This window comes from Nonomuraea basaltis, from assembly GCF_005893125.1.
Taxonomy (GTDB): Bacteria; Actinomycetota; Actinomycetes; order Streptosporangiales; family Streptosporangiaceae; genus Nonomuraea; species Nonomuraea basaltis.
This window is the reverse complement of sequence record NZ_VCJS01000099.1, coordinates 16,429-36,244: the sequence shown is the minus strand read 5'-3', so window position 1 is coordinate 36,244 and position 19,816 is coordinate 16,429. Positions and strand designations below refer to the sequence as shown.

The window sequence follows — 19,816 nt, the reverse complement described above, 5'->3', positions numbered from 1 at the left end:
GACGGCGATGGCGGCGACGATCAAGGACGTGGCGCGCGCCTGCGGCGTGCACGTGTCCACCGTGTCCCGCACCTTCTCCGCACCGCACCTGGTCAATCCTGCCACCAGAAGCCGCGTGCTGGCCGCCGCGGACGACCTCGGCTACCGGCCCAACCGGGCGGCCAGGGCGCTCACCACCGGACGCACGTTCAACATGGGCCTGATCGTCGCGGACATCGCCAACCCGTTCTTCCCGCCGCTCATCAAGGCCGCTCAGGCGCAGGCCAGGGGCCGCGACTACCACGTGTTCGTGGCCGACACCGACGAGGACCCGCGGGTCGAGGAGGAGCTGATCAGGACGTTGACCAAACAGGTGGACGGCGTCCTGCTGTGTAGCCCTCGTCTGTCGAACCGGATGATCGAGCGCCTGGCCGAGGACGTGCCGTTCGTGGTGATCAACCGCCGGATCAAGGGCATGCCCTCCGTGCTGATGAACGTCGCCCAGGGCGCCAAGCTCGCCCTGGAGCACCTGTCCGGGCTCGGCCACCACAGGATCGCCCTCGTGTCCGGCCCGATCGGCTCGTGGACCAGCAACGAGATGCAGGGCGTCGCCGCCGAGGCGCCAGGGCTCGACCTCGTCTTCTTCGGTCCCAACCAGCCCACGGAGGCCGGCGGCCTGGCCGTGGCCGCCGACGTGGCGGCCTGCGGGGCCACCGCCGTGCTGGCCTACAACGACCTCGTCGCGCTCGGCCTCATCGAAGGGCTGGCCGCGATGGACATCGGGGTACCAGCCCAGATCAGTGTCATCGGGTTCGACGACATCCTGCCCGGCCGGCTCAACCGGCCCAAGCTGACCACGGTGGCCATGCCCGCGGTCGCCGCTGGGAGAATGGCCGTCGACCTGCTGCTGCAGTCGGGGGGCGAGGGCGCGACAGTGACCCTCGACACCGCCCTCATCGTCCGCGAGTCCACGGGAAGGGCACAATAAATGAGCGCCGCAATGATCTTCGGAACGCTGCCGTCGGGGGAGCAGGTCGAACGCGTGGAGCTGTCATCGGGACGGCTGCGCGCCGAGGTGCTCACCCTCGGCGCCATCGTGCGCTCGCTGGAGGTGTCGGGCGTCAACGTCGTGCTCGGGCTGGACACGCTGGAGGACTACCTGACCCGCAGCCGCTACTTCGGCGCGGTCGTCGGCAGGTACGGCAACCGCATCGCGGGCGGCCGCTTCACCCTCGACGGCGTCGAATACCGGCTCCCCGTCAACAACGGCCCCAACAGCCTGCACGGCGGCACCGAGGGCTTCGACAGCAAGGTGTGGACGATCAGCGACCGCACGGACTCGTCGGTGACGCTCACGCTGACCAGCCCCGACGGCGACCAGGGCTACCCGGGCACGCTGACCGCGTCGGTCACGTACACGCTCGGGGACGACGCGCTCCGCATCGACTACCTCACCGAGACCGACGCGCCGACCGTGGTCAACCTGACCAACCACTCCTACTTCAACCTGACCGGCGGCGGCGACGTGCTGGACCACGTGGTGCGGATCGAGGCCGAGCACTACCTGCCGGTGGACGCCGACAAGATCCCGACCGGGGAGCCGGCGCCGGTCAAGGGCACGGTGTTCGACTTCACCGAGCCGCACACCGTGGGCGAGCGGTACGACGGCGCCTACGACCACTGCTTCGTCCTCGACGGCGGCATCCAGGTGACCGCCGGCGGCCTGACCATGGAGGTCACGACCACCGAGCCGGGCGTGCAGTTCTACTCGGGGAGCATGCTGGACGGGGTCGCGACGCCGTACGGGGCCTTCGCCGGATTGTGCCTGGAGACGCAGCACTTCCCCGACTCGCCCAACCAGCCGCAGTTCCCCTCCACCGTGCTCAGGCCGGGCGAGCGCCGCACCTCCACGACCACCTACACGTTCACGTCCTGACCTGGCGCAGGGCGGCGGCGGCCTTGATCACCAGCAGGGCCACGTCGTCCTGCGACGGCTCGGCGGCGAACGTCTCGACCGCGTGCCGCACCCGTTCGGCCACCGCGTGGGCGCTCAGCCCCGCGCAGCCGGACAGCAGCCTGCCCAGCCCGTCGCCGTCGTCGAGGAGGCGGTCGCCGTTGCGCCGCTCCGTCACGCCATCGGTGACGCACAACAGCACCTCCTCCGGCGCCAGCTCGAACGTCTCGACGTAGAACCTGGCGCCGGCCTCGATGCCCAGCAGCAGCTGGGGCGTCGCCACCGCCTCGACCGCGCCGTCCGCCCGCAGCAGCAGGGGCGGCGGGTGGCCGGCCGAGGCGATCGTGCACAGCGCGCCGCCCTGCGGAAGGGGGGTCAGCTCGCCGCACAGCAGGCTGAGGAACCGGCCGTCATCGCCCTCCTCCAGCAGCGCCTGGTTGAGCCGGTCGAAGATGTCGGCCACCGTGTAGTTCTCCTTGGCCAGCAGGCGTACGGCGTGCCTGGCCAGCCCGGTGACCGCCGCCGCCTCGGGTCCGCTGCCGCACACGTCGCCCAGTGCGAAGCACCAGTGGTCGCCCACCGTGAACAGGTCGTAGAAGTCGCCGCCCACGTCCGCGCCCTCCTCAGCCGGCTCGTAGACGACCGCCGACTCCAGGCCCGGCATGGGGGCCACGCGCATGGGCAGCAGGCTGCGCTGCAGCACCCGGGACGTGGTCGCCTGCCGGGCGTACAGCATGGCCGTGTGCAGGTTGAGCGCCACCAGGCGGCACAGGTCCGCCAGCAGGTCGGCCAGCTCCAGCGGCAGGGTCGGCTCGGCGCGGCCGATCACCAGCGCGCCGTGCGACCTGCCCTGGGTGAGCAGCGGGAACGACAGCACGGTCTCCGGGCCGACGGGCCAGCTCACCTCGTGGAGCGCGCTGCGGGGGATGGTGGGCAACGACTTGCGCAGGTCGGCGTTGTGGCGCTCCTCGCTGTGCCACACGTGGGCGAGCCTGGTCATCCCCGCCAGGTCGGTCAGGTAGACCGCCGCCCAGTTAGCGATCTTCGGTACGACGAGCTGCGCGGTCAGCGCCGCGATCAGCTCCTCGTCGTGCACGCCTGCCAGCAGCTCGCCCGCCTCGGCCAGGAACGACAGCCGCCCCCGGTGCGCCCGGTCGTGCTCGGCCAGCCGCTCGCGCTGCACCGGCACGGCCACCTGGTCGGCGATGTGCTGCAGGCTGACCGTCAGCTCCTGGTCGAAGCGTCCCGGCTGCGCGGCCGTCACCACGATGTAGCCGGTCACCTCACCGGACACGAGCAGCGGCGCGCACGCCAGCGACCTGGCGCGCAGCTGCTCGGCCAGCTCGACGTCCTCGGCCAGCAGGTCGTCGATCATCATGGGCGTCTTGCGGTCGGCGCCGAAGACGCCGGTGGCCAGCACCCCGACCAGCCCCGCCGTCGCGCCGGCGCCCGCCGCCACGCCGAACTTGTCGCCGCACTCGGCGCCGAGCAGCACGTACGCGGCGTCGCCGCCGCTGGACACCTGGACGATCTGCGCGATGGTGTCGAGCAGCTCCGCGAACGGCATGTCCTGGTCGAGCAGGTCCTTGATGCGCCGCCCGGCCTCCCTGCGCATCGGCGGGGGCGGCGGCGTCAGGACGTAGCGGTGGTCGTCACCCACCACCATCCAGATGGCGGACCGCTGCCCCCTGGCGTGCAGATGGGAGATGTAGACGGGCACCAGCCTGCCGTCGTGGTGCCGCATGCGCGCCTCGCCCCGCCATCGGCCCAGGCCGATCGTGTCGGCGAGGGTCAGTGCGTAGGGGCCATGGCCGCGCCAGGCGACCAGCTCCTCCAGCGACATGCCGATGACCTGCTCCGCCCGCCAGCCGAGCAGCTTCTCCGCCTCCGAGTTCCACGACTGCACGATCCCCTCGCGGTCGCAGACGACGACGCCGACGTGGAGGGCCTCGACGGGCGCCGCGATGGCGGCCGGGGCCAGGCCCGGCGCGCCGGCCGCCGCCTCGTGGTGGTCGCAGCCGTCGGTGAGCTCCATGCGCACCCAGACGCGCTTGGCGGTCCTGGTGTAGGTGACGCCCCAGGCGTCGGCCAGCATGCCCGCGAGCGCCAGGCCACGCCCCGAGGTGCGCATCGCGTCGGCCGGCATGGCCTCGGCCGCCACGATGGCCCGGGTGGGGTGGTGGTCGTCGACCTCGATCTCCAGCTTCGCCGGGGTGGCCTCCACGTCCAGGCGGCAGGTCAGCTCGATGCCGGTGCCGGCGTGCACCACGGCGTTGGTGACGAGTTCGCTGGTCAGCAGCACGGCGTCCTCCGCCAGATGGCTCAGCCGCCATTCGCCGAGCACCTGGCGGACGAACCTGCGGGCGTGCGCCGGAGCGTGGGGAGTCCCGTCGAAGGCCGTGCTCGACACTCTGGTCGTGTCCACTGTGCGTCCTACGAGAGGGTCTTTGGGAATCGGAGGTATCAACGGCATCAGTCTGCCACTCTGAGAGTGACCGAACTGCCACATTGAGTCAACGACCCCACTTCTGACGGAGGGGGCTCGAGGTGCGGCTCTGCTGACATCCCCAGCCCGAGCTGCCGCTTAGGGAGGTGCGTCCAGGTGGCTGCCTATGACGGAAGACAGCGGACCCACTCAGGAGTGCCTCCTGCGCGCCTGCAGCTTCCAGGAGGAATCATGCTGGTTTTACGCCGCTTCCTTCCGGGCTTGGAAGTCAGAGCGCTTACGGCGGTGACTCGATGATCGCGCAGTTGGAATCTCCGTACGTCCGTGGATCGCTCCACCCGTCGGACCTCCGGCCACTGCTCACAGCCCTGCAGGGGCTGCGTGACGGGAACTTCCGGCAGCGTCTCGACGTGCCGGACGATCCGGTCCTCGCCGAGCTGGCGACCGCGTTCAACCAGGTCGTCGAGCGCAACGAGCACCTGACCGCCGAGCTGACCAGGGTGCGCGGCGAGGTGGCCAGGCGGGGGCGGCTCGACGAGCGGTTGAGCCCGAGCCCGGGCACGGGCGGCTGGGCGGTCAACGTCATCGCGGTCAACTCCCTGATCGACGCGCTGGTCATCCCCGCGGCCAAGGCCACACGGGTGCTCAACGCGGTCGCGGACGGCGACCTGTCGCAGCGGGTGGATCTACAGGAGGACAACCGGCCGCTGCGCGGCGGGCTGCGGCTGATGGGCAAGGCCGTCAACCGCATGGTCGATCAGCTGGCGCTGTTCTCCAGCGAGGTGACCAGGGTCGCGCGGGAGGTGGGCACCGAGGGCAGGCTGGGCGGCCGGGCCAAGGTGCAGGGCATGTCGGGCAGCTGGCGCGACGTGACCGAGGCGGTCAACGCCATGGCCGGGCGGCTGACCGCCCAGGTCCGCGACATCGCGGTGGTCACCACGGCCGTGGCCAGGGGCGACCTGACCCGGCAGGTGACGGTCGAGGCCACCGGCGAGCTGCTGGAGCTGAAGCTGACCGTCAACACGATGGTGGACCAGCTGTCGGCGTTCGCCAGCGAGGTGACCCGGGTGGCGCGCGAGGTGGGGACCGAGGGGCGGCTCGGCGGCCAGGCCCACGTGCGCGGCGTCAGGGGCGTCTGGAAGGACCTCACCGACAACGTCAACTTCATGGCCGCCAACCTCACCGAGCAGGTGCGCGACATCGCGCAGGTGGCCACCTCCGTCGCGAAGGGCGATCTCGGCCGCAAGATCAGCGTGGACGTGAAGGGGGAGATGCTCCAGCTCAAGGACACCGTCAACACGATGGTGGACCAGCTGTCCGCGTTCGCGGACGAGGTGACGCGGGTGGCGCGCGAGGTGGGCACGGAGGGGCGGCTGGGCGGTCAGGCGCAGGTTCGGGGGGTGAGCGGGGTGTGGAAGGACCTGACGGACAACGTGAACTTCATGGCCTCCAACCTCACCAGCCAGGTCAGGAACATCGCCCAGGTGGCCACCGCCGTCGCCAACGGCGACCTGTCGAAGAAGATCGACGTGGACGCCCGCGGCGAGATCCTCGAGCTGAAGACGACGATCAACACCATGGTCGACACGCTGTCGTCGTTCTCCTCCGAGGTGACCCGGGTGGCGCGCGAGGTCGGCTCGGAGGGCAGGCTCGGAGGGCAGGCCGAGGTCGAGGGCGTCTACGGCACCTGGGAGCGCCTCACCAAGAACGTCAACGAGCTGGCCGGCAACCTCACCACCCAGGTACGCGCCATCGCCGAGGTGGCCAGCGCCGTCGCCCAGGGAGACATGAGCCGCTCCATCAGCGTCGAGGCCAAGGGCGAGGTCGCCGAGCTGAAGAACAACGTCAACCTCATGGTCGCCAACCTGCGCGAGACCACCCGCGCCAAGGACTGGCTGGAGAGCAACCTGGCCCGCATCGCCGGGCTCATGCAGGGGCACCGCGACCTCGTCGAGGTGGCCGACCTCATCCTGCGCGAGCTGACGCCGCTGGTCAGCGCCCAGTACGGCGCGTTCTTCCTGGCCGACCCCGACTCGCTCGACGGCGGCCCGGCCTACATCGCCGGTTACGGCGCCGCCCACGACGTGCTCCCCGGACCGGGCACCCCCGGGTCCGGGCTGATCAGGCAGGCGGCGCTGGAGCGCAAGCGGATCCTGCTGGAGGACGTGCCGGCCGGGTACATCAAGGTCCACTCGGGGCTCGGCGAGGCCGCGCCGGCGAGTGTGGTGGTACTGCCGATCGTGTTCGAGGACAAGGTCCTCGGTGTGATCGAGCTGGCCTCGTTCAGCCGGTTCAGCGACGTGCACCTGGCCTTCTTCGACCAGTTCGTGGTGACCATCGGCGTCGCGATCAACACGATCATCGCCAACGCCCGCACCGAGGTGCTGCTGTCGGAGTCGCAGCGGCTGGCCCAGCAGCTCCAGGGCCGCTCGGACGAGCTGCAGCGCCAGCAGGCCGAGCTACGCAGGTCCAACGCGGCACTGGAGGAGAAGGCCCACCTGCTGGCCACCTCCTCCCGCTACAAGTCGGAGTTCCTGGCCAACATGTCCCACGAGCTGCGCACCCCGCTCAACAGCCTGCTCATCCTGGCCAGGCTGCTGGCCGACAACCCCGAGGGGAACCTGTCGGCGCAGGAGGTCGAGTTCGCCACCACGATCCACAACGCGGGCAGCGACCTGCTCCAGCTCATCAACGACATCCTCGACCTGTCCAAGATCGAGGCGGGGCGGATGGACGTGCGCCCGGAGAAGCTGCCGCTGAGCAAGCTGCTCGACTACGTCGACGCCACGTTCCGTCCGCTCACCGTCGACCGCGGGCTCACGTTCGAGATCGAGGTACGCCCGGGCACGCCGTGCGAGCTCTACAACGACGAGCGCCGCCTCCAGCAGATCCTGCGCAACCTGCTGTCGAACGCCGTCAAGTTCACCGCCACCGGCGAGGTGCGCCTGGAGGTGTCGGTCGATCCCGGCAGGCGGACGCCGGACGGCGACGTGATCGCGTTCGCCGTCAGCGACACCGGCATCGGCATCGCCGCCGACAAGCTGCCCGCCATCTTCGGCGCGTTCCAGCAGGCCGACGGCACCACGAGCCGCAAGTACGGCGGCACAGGGCTGGGCCTGTCGATCAGCAGCGAGATCGCCCGCCTCCTCGGCGGCGAGATCCACGCCAGCAGCGCCCCAGGCGAGGGCAGCACGTTCACGCTGTACGTGCCCGCCAGGTGCCCTGCCCCGCCCGTCACGGGCGAGCCCGAGCGGCAGCCGCAGCCCCTGCCCAAGAGCGTCGAGCCCCGCACTGTGGTGGAGAACGACGACCTGTGGCAGGCCGCCGCCAAGCTCACCCGGCTCAAGGGCGGCCCGCCGGGCGAGGTGTTCTCGGGCCGCCGGGTGCTGATCGTGGACGACGACATCCGCAACGTCTACGCCCTGACACATGTGCTCGGCCGCCTCGGCATGGAGGTCGTCTACGCCGAGAACGGCCGGGAGGGCATCGAGGCGCTGGAGCGCGACGAGGGCATCGCGCTCGTGCTCATGGACGTGATGATGCCGGAGATGGACGGGTACGAGACGCTCGCCGCCGTACGCCAGATGCCGAGGTTCGCCAAGCTGCCGATCATCGCGCTCACCGCGAAGGCGATGCCGGGCGACCGGGAGAAGACGATCTCCTGCGGCGCCTCCGACTACGTTCCCAAGCCCGTGGACCTCGACCATCTGCTGGACGTGATGCGGGGCTGGCTCGCAGGGGAGGGGAGAGGTAGGGGATGAACCGTCAGGTCAAGATCCTGCTGGTCGACGACAACGAGGAGAGCCTGGTCGCGCTGGAGGCCATCCTGCGCCCGCTCCAGCAGCGGTTGTTCAAGGCCAGGTCGGGGCAGGAGGCCATGAAGCTGATGCTGCGCCACGACTTCGCGGTCGTGCTGCTCGACGTGCTCATGCCCGGCATGGACGGCTTCGAGACCGCCACCCACATCAAGCGGCTCGACCAGACCCGCGACGTGCCCATCATCTTCCTGACCGGCACCGAGCCCAGCTCCGGCGCCGCCTTCCGCGGCTACGCGGTCGGCGCGGTCGACTACCTCACCAAGCCCTTCGACCCGTGGGTGCTCAGGTCCAAGGTCGCGGTCTTCATCGAGCTGTTCCGCAAGACCGCGGTGCTGGTGGAGCAGGCCACGCTGCTCACCCAGCTCGTCGACGACCACGAGGCGCTGTCGGACTTCGCGCTGCGACTCGGCGCGGTCGAGTCACGGCTGGAGAGCCTGGTCGGCACCGCCTCCGGCGACGAGGGGCTGCGGGACGCGGTCAAGGAGCTGGCCGACCAGGTGGCGGCCATGCGGGCCGCCTTCGACGCGGTCTCGTCCATGGGCGGCTCAGGGAGTGAGCGCTCTGCGGGGCCGCTGATCTGAGAGTGTTCGGCGAGCCTACGCGCGCTCCGCGGTGTCTCCGACGTACCTTTGGCATCATGGCCACCCGTACGCCGAAAGGCGCATCGAAGGGGCCGGCGAAGCGGTCGACCTCGTCTCGCTCGACCCCCGCGAAGCGGACAGGAACGTCGGCGGGGCGGTCCAGGGCGAGGGGAACCGCCTCTGGCCGCAAGCCCCCCGCGACCCACCAGGATCCGATCAGCTGGGTCTTCACGATGATCGGCAAGCTGGTCGTCGGGCTGTGGATGCTGCTCGCCAACGGCATCGGCAGCGCGGCTCGCGCGCTGGGCAAGAACGCCCGCGAGCTGGATCCCGCGCACCGGCGCGACGGGGTGGGGCTGACGGTGCTCGCGGGCGCGATCGTGCTGGCGTCCATGACGTGGCGCACCACCGACGCGGCGGTCTCCGGCGTGGTGAACGCGACCGTGCACGGCGTGTTCGGGTCGCTGGCCTGGGCGCTGCCGCTGCTGCTGGGCCTGCTGGCCTGGCGCTACCTGCGCCATCCCGACCAGAACGCCGACACCGGCCGCATGGGGATCGGCTGGGCCGCGCTGCTGGTCGGTGTGCTCGGCGTGATCCACGTGGCCAACGGCACGCCCTACCCGGCCGGCGAGGGCCAGGGCATGGACAAGGTGTCGGCGGCCGGCGGCATGATCGGGTTCATCGTGTCGGCGCCGCCGATGAGCATCCTGCCGCCGTGGATCACGATCCCGCTGCTGCTGCTCCTGTCCGGGTTCGGCGTGCTGGTGATCACCGCCACCCCCGTGCACCGGATCCCCGAGCGGCTGTCCGAGCTCAAGCACCTGCTGTTCGAGCGGCACGCCGATCCGCAGCCGCGCGAGCCGGGCAAGAAGCGGGTCAGGGCCAAGAAGCCCGAGAGCGGCGATTCCGGCGAAACGATCAAGCCCTTTGACACGCCTGTATTGACGGAAAAGGAGAGCAAGCGGGCCGATCACTCTCCGGAGATCGTGCCCGGGCTCACCGACGAGGATGTGCCGCCGGCGGTCGACCTGGAGCGGAAGCCGGAGCCGCCGCAGCCGTCGCCCGCGCCGCGCAAGGTCGAGCAGCTCGTGCTGTCGCCGCAGGCGGGGCCGTACAGCCTGCCCGACCTGCAGTTCCTCAAGCAGGGCACGCCGCCCAAGCCGCAGACCAAGGCCAACACCACCGTGGTGAACGCGTTGAGCAGCGTGCTGGAGCAGTTCACCATCGACGCGCAGGTGATCGGGTTCACCCGGGGGCCGACGGTGACCCGCTACGAGATCGAGCTGGGCCCGGCCGTGAAGGTGGAGAAGGTCACGGCGCTCACCAAGAACATCGCATATGCGGTCAAATCCGCGGATGTCAGGATTTTGTCGCCCATTCCGGGTAAGTCGGCGATCGGGGTGGAGATCCCGAACGCCGACAAGGACCTGGTGGCGCTGGGCGACGTGCTGCGCGCCCAGGTGGCGCAGGCCGACCACCACCCGATGATCGTCGGCCTGGGCAAGGACGTCGAGGGCCGCACCATCGTCGCGAACCTTGCCAAGATGCCCCACCTGCTCATCGCGGGCGCCACCGGCGCCGGTAAGTCGGTCTGCGTCAACGGCCTGATCACCAGCATCCTCATGCGCGCCACGCCGGACGAGGTCCGCATGGTGCTGGTCGACCCCAAACGGGTCGAGCTGAGCGTGTACGAGGGCATCCCTCACCTCATCACGCCGATCATCACCAACCCGAAGAAGGCCGCCGAGGCCCTCGAATGGGTGGTGGGCGAGATGGACCGGCGCTACGACGACCTGGCCGCGTCGGGGTTCCGGCACGTGGACGAGTTCAACAAGGCCGTGCGGGCGGGCAAGCTGGTGCCGCCGCCCGGCAGCGAGCGGGTTTACCAGCCGTACCCGTACCTGCTGGTGATCGTGGACGAGCTGTCCGACCTGATGATGGTGGCCCCGCGTGACGTCGAGGACTCGATCGTGCGCATCACGCAGCTGGCCCGCGCGGCCGGCATCCATCTCGTGATCGCCACCCAGCGGCCGAGCGTGGACGTGGTCACCGGCCTGATCAAGGCGAACGTGCCCTCCAGGCTGGCCTTCGCGGTCTCCTCGCTCACCGACTCGCGGGTCATCCTCGACCAGCCCGGCGCCGACAAGCTGATCGGCCAGGGCGACGCGCTGTTCCTGCCGATGGGTGCGAGCAAGCCCATCCGCCTGCAGAACGCGTTCGTCTCGGAGAAGGAGATCGCCGAGATCGTCGCGTACTGCAAAGCGCAGATGCAGGCCGAATACCGCGAGGACGTGGCGGCCGCAACGGTCAAGCGGGAGATCGACGAGGACATCGGCGACGACCTCGAGCTGCTGATCCAGGCCGCCGAGCTGATCGTGACCACCCAGTTCGGCTCGACCTCGATGCTGCAGCGCAAGCTGCGGGTCGGCTTCGCCAAGGCCGGGCGGCTGATGGACCTGCTCGAGAGCCGCAACGTGGTCGGCCCGAGCGAGGGGTCCAAGGCCCGCGAGGTGCTCGTGAAGCCCGACGACCTCCCGGGTTTGCTGGCCGACCTGCGTGGCGAATGACCCCGATGCATGCCTCCCTGACGGTAACTGGTTGAATATAGACAACTACGCAATGTCGTGGTGGAGAGTCCAGGCGCCATCGGGGAGGCGTTCGCTGTGCAGGAGCAGAGCATCGGAGCCATGCTGGCGTCAGCCAGGCAGTCGGCCGGACTGACGGTCGCGCAGGTCAGCGCGGCCACCCGGATCCGCGAGTCGATCATCCAGGGCATGGAGCAGGACGAATACCGCCAATGCGGCGGCCAGTTCTACGCCAGGGGGCACGTCAAGGCCGTGGCCAAGGCCGTGGGGCTCGATCCCGAGGCCACGGTCCATCTGTACGACCAGGAGCACGGCGGGGCGCCCGTGCCGGTGCGGGCGGCGGCCGTGTTCCAGGCCGATCGCAAGTTCCATGTGCCGGACCGGCGCGGACCCAACTGGACGATGGCGCTCGGGGTGGCGCTGACGATCGTGGTGGTCTTCGGCATGATCCGGGTGCTGGGCGGGTCCGGCGACCAGGTGAAGACCGCCGGCGTGCAGCAGGTTTCCGCCCGGCCGAGCGTGCCGCCCAACACACCCATCACTGAGACGCCCGAGGCGTCACGGAGCGGGACCGGCAAGGGCATCGTGACGGTGCGGATCAGAGCGAAGCGGACGTCGTACGTGAATGTGCACGACGCGGAGGGGCGCAGCTTGTTCTCGGGGAATCTGAAGGCGGGCAAGACCTCGACGTGGCAGGCCCCCGGCAGGCTGAACCTGCTGCTCAGCGACGCTGGGGCGGTGTCTTTGCAGGTCAACGGCAAGAAGGTGAAGCGGCTCGGGGGTCGCGGGGAGACGGTGCGGCGCTCGTTCGAGGCGCCGAAGCAGCAGCCCCGGCAGCGATCGCGGTAGTCACGTTTCATGGCCTCACTTCGTGAGGCGGGTTCGGTCGCCATATGCCGCCGCCTGTTCATGGCCTCACTCCGTTCGGCGGCTCGGTCGCCATATGCCGCCGCCTGTTCATGGCCTCACTCCGTTCGGCAGCTCGGTCGCCATACGCCGCCGCCTTCCCCCGCTCTGGTCGCTTCGCTCCCGCCGCTCCTCCAGGCGACGGCACTCCCTCGCGGCCCCCGCTCTGGTCGCTTCGCGCCCTTACCCGGCGGGGGGTAGTGCATCAGGTGGTGGCCAACTCCCGATACCGTAGTGTTCACCATGTCATCCCGCCGAACCGCATCGCTGATCACTCTGGGCTGCGCGCGCAACGAGGTCGACTCCGAGGAGCTGGCCGCGCGCCTCGAGGCTGCCGGCTGGCAGCTGGGCGACGACGACCCCGATGTCGTCGTCGTCAACACCTGTGGCTTCATTGACTCGGCCAAGAAGGACTCCATCGACACACTGCTGGCCGCCGCCGACTCCGGCGCGAAGGTGGTGGCCGCGGGCTGCATGGCCGAGCGCTACGGCAACGAGCTGGCCCAGGCCCTGCCCGAGGCCAGCGCGGTCATCTCCTTCGACGACTACGCCGAGATCGGCGGCCGCCTCGACGACGTGCTCGAGGGCCGGCCGCTCAAGCCCCACACGCCGCGCGACCGCCGCACCCTGCTACCCATCTCGCCGGTGGACCGTGCCAGCGCCCCCAAGACGCACATCCCGGGCCACGGCGACCTGCCCGACGGCCTGGGTCCCGCCAGCGGGCCGCGGGTGCTGCGCAAACGGCTCGACGAGAGCCCGGTGGCCTCGCTCAAGCTGGCCTCGGGCTGCGATCGGCGCTGCACGTTCTGCGCCATCCCGGCCTTCCGCGGCTCCTACGTCTCGCGCACCCCGGAGGAGCTGCTCGCCGAGGCTGACTGGCTGGCCCACCGGGGCGTTCGCGAGCTGGTCCTCGTCAGCGAAAACTCCACCTCCTACGGCAAGGACCTGGGCGACCTGCGGGCGCTGGAGAAGCTGCTGCCCGAGCTCGCCGCCGTCGAGGGCATCGAGCGGGTGCGGGTCAGCTACCTGCAGCCGGCCGAGCTGCGCCCGGGCCTGATCGACGTGCTCACCGGCACCGAGGGCATCGCCTCCTACTTCGACCTGTCCTTCCAGCACGCCAGCGGCGGCGTGCTGCGCAGGATGCGCCGCTTCGGCGACCCCGAGCGCTTCCTGGGGCTGCTGGAGAGCGTGCGCGAGCGCGCCCCTGAGGCGGGCGTGCGCTCCAACTTCATCGTGGGCTTCCCCGGCGAGACCGAGGAGGAGTTCGGCGAGCTGGCGAGCTTCCTGGAGGAGGCCAGGCTCGACGTCATCGGCGTGTTCGGCTACTCCGACGAGGACGGCACCGAGGCGGCCGGGCTGCCGGGCAAGCTCGGCCAGGACGTCATCGACGAGCGCGTGCGGCTGCTCACCGAGCTGGCCGAGGAGCTCACCGCCCAGCGGGCGGAGGAGCGCATCGGCACGGAGGTCGACGTGCTGATCGATGACGACCTGGGCGACGGCGGCTACGAGGGCCGGGCCGCGCACCAGGGGCCCGAGGTCGACGGCTCGGTCACGGTGCAGGGCATCGGCCTGGTCAGGGGGCAGATCGTGCGCGCGGTGGTGGTCGACGCCGAGGGCGTCGATCTGATCGCGCGCATCAAGGCCGGTCCATGACAAGGGACGAGCGCCGGGTGGTCAGCCCGTGGAACATCGCCAACATTCTCACGGTCCTCCGATTGGCGCTCGTCCCGTTCTTCGTCTTCTGCCTCTTCCTGCCGGGCACCGGCTGGCGGGTGGCCGCGCTCGCGGTGTTCGTGGTGGCCTCGATCACCGACCACCTCGACGGCGAGCTGGCCAGGCGCTACGGCCTGATCACCGACTTCGGCAAGATCGCGGATCCGATCGCGGACAAGGCGCTCACCGGCGCGGCGCTGGTGTGCCTGTCGATCCTGGGCGAGCTGCAGTGGTGGATCACGATCCTGATCCTCGGGCGCGAGCTGGGCATCACGGCGCTCAGGTTCCTGCTGCTGCGGCACGCGGTCATCCCGGCCAGCTACGGCGGCAAGGTCAAGACCGTGCTGCAGATCGCCGCCATCGTCCTCTATCTCGTGCCGATCGTGCCGGAGGTGGTCCGGCTGGTGGTGATGGGCGCCGCGCTGATCGTCACCCTCGGCACGGGCGCCGACTACGTGATCCGGGCCCTCAGACTTCGTAAGGTGGCCAGGCAGGCGCGAGGGAAGTGATCGATGGTGGATGTCGCCGAGGTTCTGTCCATGCTGGTACGCCGATCCGCCACGGTGGCGGTGGCCGAGTCGCTGACCGGCGGGCTCATCGGGGCCGCGTTCACGTCGGTGTCCGGGTCCTCCAAGGCGTTCAGGGGCGGGGTGATCTCCTACGCCACCGATCTCAAGCAGGAGTTGCTGGGCGTGCCAGAGGAGCTGCTGCGGCGCGAGGGGGCCGTGCACCCCGAGGTGGCGGCCGCCATGGCGACGGGCGTCGCGAAGCTGTGCGGGGCCACGTACGGGTTGGCCGTGACCGGTGTGGCCGGGCCTGAGCCCCAGGACGGCAAACCGGTCGGCACCGTATATGTGGCCGTTTCCGGGCCAGGCGGGGAGATTTCGGCCCGGGAATTGAGACTTGTGGGGTCTCGCGAACGTATCAGGGTAGAGACGGTGGACGAGGTCGTTGATCTCCTGGCAGGTGTGCTGAAGGCGAACATGGGGGAACATTCCGGGTGATTACCGTGTTACGTCCCGAGCGAACATGCGATGCGCGGTCTGACGCGGTGTCGGTGGATACGGGTACGGTGGAGCTGTGAGTGAGGTCCGTGAGCCAACTGCAAGCACCGAGCGCCCGGCAGGCGGGCCTGAAAAGTCGCGCACCGAGGCACGAGTGGCGGTCCAGGGGCGACGGCCCCCAGTGATGACGGCGAGGAGTATGTACGAAGCTAAGAAGACCAAAGTGCGGCACGATCCGATCGCGCGGGGCGTGGTGAAGACATCCACGCCGGGGAGGGAGCGACAGATGATTCTGCTGCGTCAGCTGCTCGGTGACGTGCTGAGGCGGTTGCGGGTGCGGCAGGGACGCACACTACGTGAGGTGTCCACGCTTGCCCGTGTTTCGCTCGGTTACCTGTCCGAGGTGGAGCGCGGCCAGAAGGAGGCCTCGTCCGAGCTGCTCGCATCCATTTGCGGCGCGCTCGGAGTGCCGCTTTCACAGGTGTTGCGTGAGGTGTCCGACCAGTTCGCGCTGGCGGAGCTCCAGGCCGCTCCTGTGCTTGCCGATGCGCCTGAGCACGAGCGACTGCCCCTTGCTGAGACGGTTCCCGGGTCGATCTCCGACTCCGTGTTCCCCGAAGTCAAGGACATGGTGGCTGCCTAACGCGGCTGGCAGCCGGCACACCACAGGATCAGCCGTTCCTGTGGCTGCGTCCCCATCTCCCCGCGGCTGACGCGGGTGCCGCAACGGCGACAGGGCCTCCCTGCCCTGCCATAGACCCAGGTCTGGTTCGCCGGGCGGCGATCACCCGTGGTCACCGTGCCCGCATGATCCTTGTTGGCCGCCAAGAGCCGCTGCGCCAATGACACGAGCCCGTTGAGATCCTCGATCTCCCCGACCTTCTTCCACGGCCAGATCCCCCGCAGGAACAGGGTCTCGGCGCGATAGATCGTGCCGATCCCCGCCAGGTTGCGCTGATCGAGCAGCGCCTCCCCGATGGTCCTGCCGGGTGCCGCTCGCAGCCTTCGCACGGCCTCGTCCGGGTCCCAGCCCGGGCCGAGCAGGTCCGGTCCCAGGTGGCCGATCAGGCGTGCCTCGTCGCCGGTCCTGACGAGATCCACCATTCCCAGCCTGACCCCCATCGCCTGCCACTGCTGGTTGGCCAGGATCAGCCTGACCTGGTCGCCGGCCGGGGCGCGCCCGGTCGCGGCCATGATCCGCCAGCTGCCGTCCATGCGCAGGTGGGTGTGCACGGTCAGGTCGCCCTCGACGCGGGTGAGCAGGTGCTTGCCCCGGGAGAGCGTGGTGAGGACCGCGCGGCCGGTCAGGTCCGCGGTGGCGTGGCGGGGGACGCGGAAGTCCGACCTGGTGAGCACGCGGCCGTCCAGCGCGGAGCGCAGCCGCGTGGCCGTGCGGTAGACGGCGTCTCCTTCAGGCATCCTTCCAGTCTAGGAAGGGACCGCCGGGCTGAGCCGGTCGCTGGGTCAGTCCCAGGCGGCGGGGTCGGCGGCGAGCTGGCGGACGCGCTCGGGCAGCGCCCCGGAGGCGACCTGCTCGAGCGTGACCTCCTCCAGGATGGCCCGCTCGGTGGCCCGCAGCGCGATCCACACCTGCTGCAACGACTCCGCAGGCCCCCGGTAGCCGACGTGCTCGGGCCGCTCGCCGCGTACGTTGGCCAGCGGGCCGTCCACCGCCCTGATCACGTCGGCCAGCGAGATGTCGGAGGCGGGCCTGGCCAGCACATATCCGCCCTCCGGCCCCCGCTGCCCGCGCACCAGCCCGGCGCGGCGCATCTGCAGCAGGATGTTCTCCAGATATTTGGGCGGCATGTCCTGCTCCTTGGCGAGCTCGCCCACCGTAGTCGGGCCCGCACCCGCTGCGGCGAGTTCGGCGGCGGCTCGGAGGGCGTAGTCGACTCGAGCGGAAAGGCGCATGTTCTCGATTATCCCTCCTGGTCAACACTGGTTAGGCGCAAGGTCGTCAGAACGGGCAGGAGATCAGAATCCGGGAGGGGCCCGCGCGACCTCGTGGCGCTAGCATGGCGGCGCGAGCCCGGTGCGACGATCACCAACCATCCTGGTGTTCACCTGCGGCGTCTCGCACGGGCCGGAGCGCTAAACTTTCAACAACCTTTTCGATTTTGACGGTGGGATTCAGCGTGGAGCGACGCCCTGGTGTGCCCAGACTGCTCAGGGAGATCAATGACCGGGCCGCGCTGGAGCTGCTCTTGGCCACAGGTCCCATGACGCGTGGCCAGATCGGAGACCTGACCGGCCTGTCCAAGGTCACGGCCTCGCAGACGCTGGCCAGGCTGGAGGAGCGCGGCCTGGTCGAGGTGGTCGGCGCGCAGGCCGGCGGGCGCGGGCCCAACGCGGCCCTCTACTCCGTGATCCCCTCCAGCGCCTACGTGGCTGGCCTCGAGGTCGGCCCCGAGCTGATCTCGTCCGCGGTCGCCGACATCCACGGCCACACGATCGCCGAGGTCACCGTCGACCCCAAGGGCCACGAGGACCCGGTCTCCGCGGTGCACGACGCGATCGTGAAGGCCTGCCGCAGCGCCAAGGTCGGCCTCGGCAAGCTGCGCGGCGTCGTGATCGGCACCCCGGGCGTGGTCGATCCGCGCAGCGGTGACGTGCGCTTCTCCTTCGACCTGCCCGGCTGGCACGAGGGCATCCACGAGGCGCTGGCCGGCGATCTGAGGCGCGAGGTGACGATCGAGAACGACGTCAACCTCGCCGCCATCGCCGAGCGCGCCGACGGCGCCGCCAAGGGGCTCGACGACTTCGTGCTGCTGTGGTCGAGCCGCGGCCTCGGCCTGGCGGTCATGCTCGGTGGCAAGCTGCACCGGGGGCGTTCGGGCAGCGCGGGCGAGATCGGCTACCTGCCGGTGCCGGGCGTGCCGTTGCCCGAGGACATCCGCACCCTGCCGGGGCGGCTGCCCTCGCTGGCGGGCGGCCTGCAGTCGCTGGTCAGCGCCGAGGCGGTGTCGGAGCTGGCCCAGGGGTACGGCTTCGCGGCCGGCAGCGCCGGCGAGTGCGTGCAGGTCGCGGTGGCCGCCGGGGCCGAGGGCGAGCCGCTGCTCGACGAGGTCGCCGACCGGCTCGCCCTGGGCGTGGCCGCGGTGTGCGTGATCCTCGACCCTGGCCTGGTGGTGCTGGCCGGTGAGGTCGGCCAGGCCGGGGGCGCCGCGCTCGCGTCCCGGGTGGAGGAGGCCGTGGCCCGGATCTGCCCGGTGCGGCCCCAGGTCGTCGCCACGACGGTGACCGTCGGGAACCCGGTGCTGCGCGGCGCCGTACTCGCGGCCCTGGACCAGGCGCGCGAGGAGCTCCTCGCCCCATGACCGGGGCGAGCGGCGTGGCGGCTCAGGCGGTGAGCAGCTCTACGGCGGCCTGGGCGTTGGCTCTGGCGGCGCCGTACGTGGCGATGTAGGCGGCGCTGGCCGGCCGCCACACGGGCAGGCCCATCTCGATCACGGTCGCGTCCGGACGGACCGTCACCAGCGCGGAGACCAGCTCCTGGCTCGCCCGGTGGCGGTGGGCGTCCTTGACCACGACGACCAGGGACCGGTTCGCGGCCTTGGCCAGCAGGCCCGGGACGTCGGCGGCCGCGGGCTCGACACGGACGATCTCCGCGTCGGGCAGCCACGGGCCCACGCCCCACGGCACGTCGCCCACGGCGATCGTCGGCGGGGTGTCCACCTCGATCACCAGCGGCTCGACCAGGGGCTCCGTCGCGCCGGTCAGCCGCACCGCGCGGCGTGCGGCGTGCAGGCCGACGACGTTCTGCTCCGCGGGGACCTCCCGCGCCGAGCCGAACCACGCCCGCAGCGCCGCCGCCCGCTCCGCCGCCTCCTCCAGCCGCTCCAGCGGCAGCCGGCCCTCGCGCACCGCGGAGACGATCTCCGCGATGATGACCTGGACGTCGTCGTACGTGGGGATCGGGCCCAGGCACAGCAGGTCGGACCCGGCCGCGAGCGTCAGCACGGCGCCTCCGGCCAGGCCGACGCTCTTGGTGATCGCGTGCATGTCCAGCGCGTCGGTGACGACCACGCCGTCGAAGCCGAGCTCGCCCCTCAGGAGTCCGGTCAGCGCGGCGCCGGACAGGGTCGCCGGGGTCTCGCCCGTCACCACCGGCACCGCCACGTGCGCGGTCATCACCGACTTGGCCCCCGCGCCGATCGCCGCCCGGAACGGCGCCAGCTCCCGCGCCCGCAGCACGTCCAGGTCGACGTCCACGACCGGGATGGCCAGGTGGGAGTCCACGCGGGTGGCGCCGTGGCCGGGGAAGTGCTTGACGCAGGCCGCCACGTGCACCGACTGCAGGCCCTGTACGGCCGCCACCGTGTGCCTGGCGACCAGCTCCGCGTCGGCGCCGAACGACCTGGTGCCGATCACCGGGTTGTCGGGCTCGGTGTTGACGTCGGCGCTCGGCGCCATGTCCAGGTTGATGCCGCACGCGGCCAGCTCGGCGGCGATCGCCCGGTAGACCCGGCGGGTCAGCTCGACGTCGTCCACCGCGCCCAGCGCCGCATTTCCCGGGTACGGGCTGCCGACGTGGTACGCCAGCCGCGTGACGTCGCCGCCCTCCTCGTCGAGCGAGATGACGGGCTCACCGGCTCCCCGCAGCGCGGTGGTCAGCTCGCTCACCTGGCCGGGGTCGGCCACGTTGAACCCGAAGAGCGTGACGCCGCCCAGGCCGTGCTCCAGCTCGCGCAGCACCCATTCGGGCGCCGTGGTGCCCTGGAAGGCGACGAGCAGTGTGCCGGCCGCGAGACGGCGCAGCCCCCGATCACTCTGACTCATGGCTCCTCATCAGTTTTCAGGCAGGATCGAGTACGGCACCGACGTGCC

Annotated in this window: 15 protein-coding genes; 11 read left to right on the top strand and 4 right to left on the bottom strand. The window is 70.6% G+C overall.

The features are described from left to right. Positions 1-7 precede the first annotated feature (7 nt). Together EJK15_RS36800 and EJK15_RS36795 are read left to right on the top strand one after the other, a co-directional pair. On the top strand, positions 8-967 hold the full coding sequence (locus EJK15_RS36800; protein ID WP_138715095.1) for a LacI family DNA-binding transcriptional regulator: 960 nt from the start codon (positions 8-10) through the stop codon (positions 965-967). A gap of 12 nt (positions 968-979) precedes the next feature. Continuing rightward, the gene (locus EJK15_RS36795) at positions 980-1,915 is read left to right on the top strand and encodes an aldose epimerase family protein (protein WP_138715094.1); all 936 of its coding nucleotides are present in this window, start codon (positions 980-982) and stop codon (positions 1,913-1,915) included. On the opposite strand, the gene EJK15_RS36790 is transcribed toward EJK15_RS36795, so the two are convergent. Next, the gene (locus EJK15_RS36790) at positions 1,905-4,358 is read right to left on the bottom strand and encodes a SpoIIE family protein phosphatase (RefSeq protein ID WP_171074726.1); all 2,454 of its coding nucleotides are present in this window, start codon (positions 4,356-4,358) and stop codon (positions 1,905-1,907) included. The two genes, EJK15_RS36795 and EJK15_RS36790, sit on opposite strands and share 11 nt — an antisense overlap. A 314-nt stretch (positions 4,359-4,672) precedes the next feature. On the opposite strand from EJK15_RS36790, the gene EJK15_RS36785 reads away from it, so the two are divergent. From EJK15_RS36785 to EJK15_RS36750, 8 genes are all read left to right on the top strand, one after another. After that, on the top strand, positions 4,673-8,140 hold the full coding sequence (locus EJK15_RS36785; RefSeq protein WP_171074725.1) for a HAMP domain-containing protein: 3,468 nt from the start codon (positions 4,673-4,675) through the stop codon (positions 8,138-8,140). Beyond that, positions 8,137-8,778, top strand: a complete 642-nt coding sequence (locus EJK15_RS36780) for a response regulator (protein WP_138715092.1) — start codon at positions 8,137-8,139, stop codon at positions 8,776-8,778. Before EJK15_RS36785 ends, EJK15_RS36780 begins: the two co-directional genes overlap by 4 nt. 56 nt (positions 8,779-8,834) lie before the next feature. Further along, a complete protein-coding gene (locus tag EJK15_RS36775; protein WP_138715091.1) occupies positions 8,835-11,345 on the top strand; it encodes a DNA translocase FtsK in 2,511 nt (836 codons plus the stop codon). Between the two features lie 60 nt (positions 11,346-11,405). After that, positions 11,406-12,212, top strand: a complete 807-nt coding sequence (locus EJK15_RS36770; protein ID WP_138715090.1) for a helix-turn-helix domain-containing protein — start codon at positions 11,406-11,408, stop codon at positions 12,210-12,212. Between the two features lie 300 nt (positions 12,213-12,512). Then, complete coding sequence (gene rimO, locus EJK15_RS36765; protein WP_138715089.1) at positions 12,513-13,922, top strand: 30S ribosomal protein S12 methylthiotransferase RimO; 1,410 nt, start codon at positions 12,513-12,515, stop codon at positions 13,920-13,922. After that, positions 13,919-14,491, top strand: a complete 573-nt coding sequence (pgsA, locus tag EJK15_RS36760; protein ID WP_138715088.1) for a CDP-diacylglycerol--glycerol-3-phosphate 3-phosphatidyltransferase — start codon at positions 13,919-13,921, stop codon at positions 14,489-14,491. The genes rimO and pgsA overlap by 4 nt, the downstream gene beginning before the upstream one ends. 3 nt (positions 14,492-14,494) lie before the next feature. After that, positions 14,495-14,986: a CinA family protein gene (locus EJK15_RS36755; protein ID WP_138715087.1), complete on the top strand. Its 492-nt coding sequence runs from the start codon at positions 14,495-14,497 to the stop codon at positions 14,984-14,986. Between the two features lie 286 nt (positions 14,987-15,272). Next, a complete protein-coding gene (locus EJK15_RS36750) occupies positions 15,273-15,629 on the top strand; it encodes a helix-turn-helix domain-containing protein (RefSeq protein WP_138715105.1) in 357 nt (118 codons plus the stop codon). Here EJK15_RS36750 and EJK15_RS36745 read toward each other — a convergent pair. Both EJK15_RS36745 and EJK15_RS36740 read right to left on the bottom strand, forming a co-directional pair. Next, positions 15,626-16,405: a DNA-formamidopyrimidine glycosylase family protein gene (locus EJK15_RS36745; protein ID WP_138715086.1), complete on the bottom strand. Its 780-nt coding sequence runs from the start codon at positions 16,403-16,405 to the stop codon at positions 15,626-15,628. The two genes, EJK15_RS36750 and EJK15_RS36745, sit on opposite strands and share 4 nt — an antisense overlap. Before the next feature lie 45 nt (positions 16,406-16,450). After that, positions 16,451-16,900 carry an RrF2 family transcriptional regulator gene (locus EJK15_RS36740; protein ID WP_138715085.1) on the bottom strand — a complete coding sequence of 150 codons (450 nt, stop codon included), beginning with the start codon at positions 16,898-16,900 and terminating at the stop codon, positions 16,451-16,453. A 224-nt stretch (positions 16,901-17,124) separates the two neighbouring features. On the opposite strand from EJK15_RS36740, the gene EJK15_RS36735 reads away from it, so the two are divergent. Continuing rightward, a complete protein-coding gene (locus EJK15_RS36735; protein ID WP_138715084.1) occupies positions 17,125-18,306 on the top strand; it encodes an ROK family transcriptional regulator in 1,182 nt (393 codons plus the stop codon). A 22-nt stretch (positions 18,307-18,328) separates the two neighbouring features. Here the strand turns inward: EJK15_RS36735 and EJK15_RS36730 are convergent, their stop codons facing one another. Then, the gene (locus tag EJK15_RS36730; protein WP_138715083.1) at positions 18,329-19,768 is read right to left on the bottom strand and encodes a glycoside hydrolase family 3 protein; all 1,440 of its coding nucleotides are present in this window, start codon (positions 19,766-19,768) and stop codon (positions 18,329-18,331) included. Between the last annotated feature and the right edge of the window lie 48 nt (positions 19,769-19,816).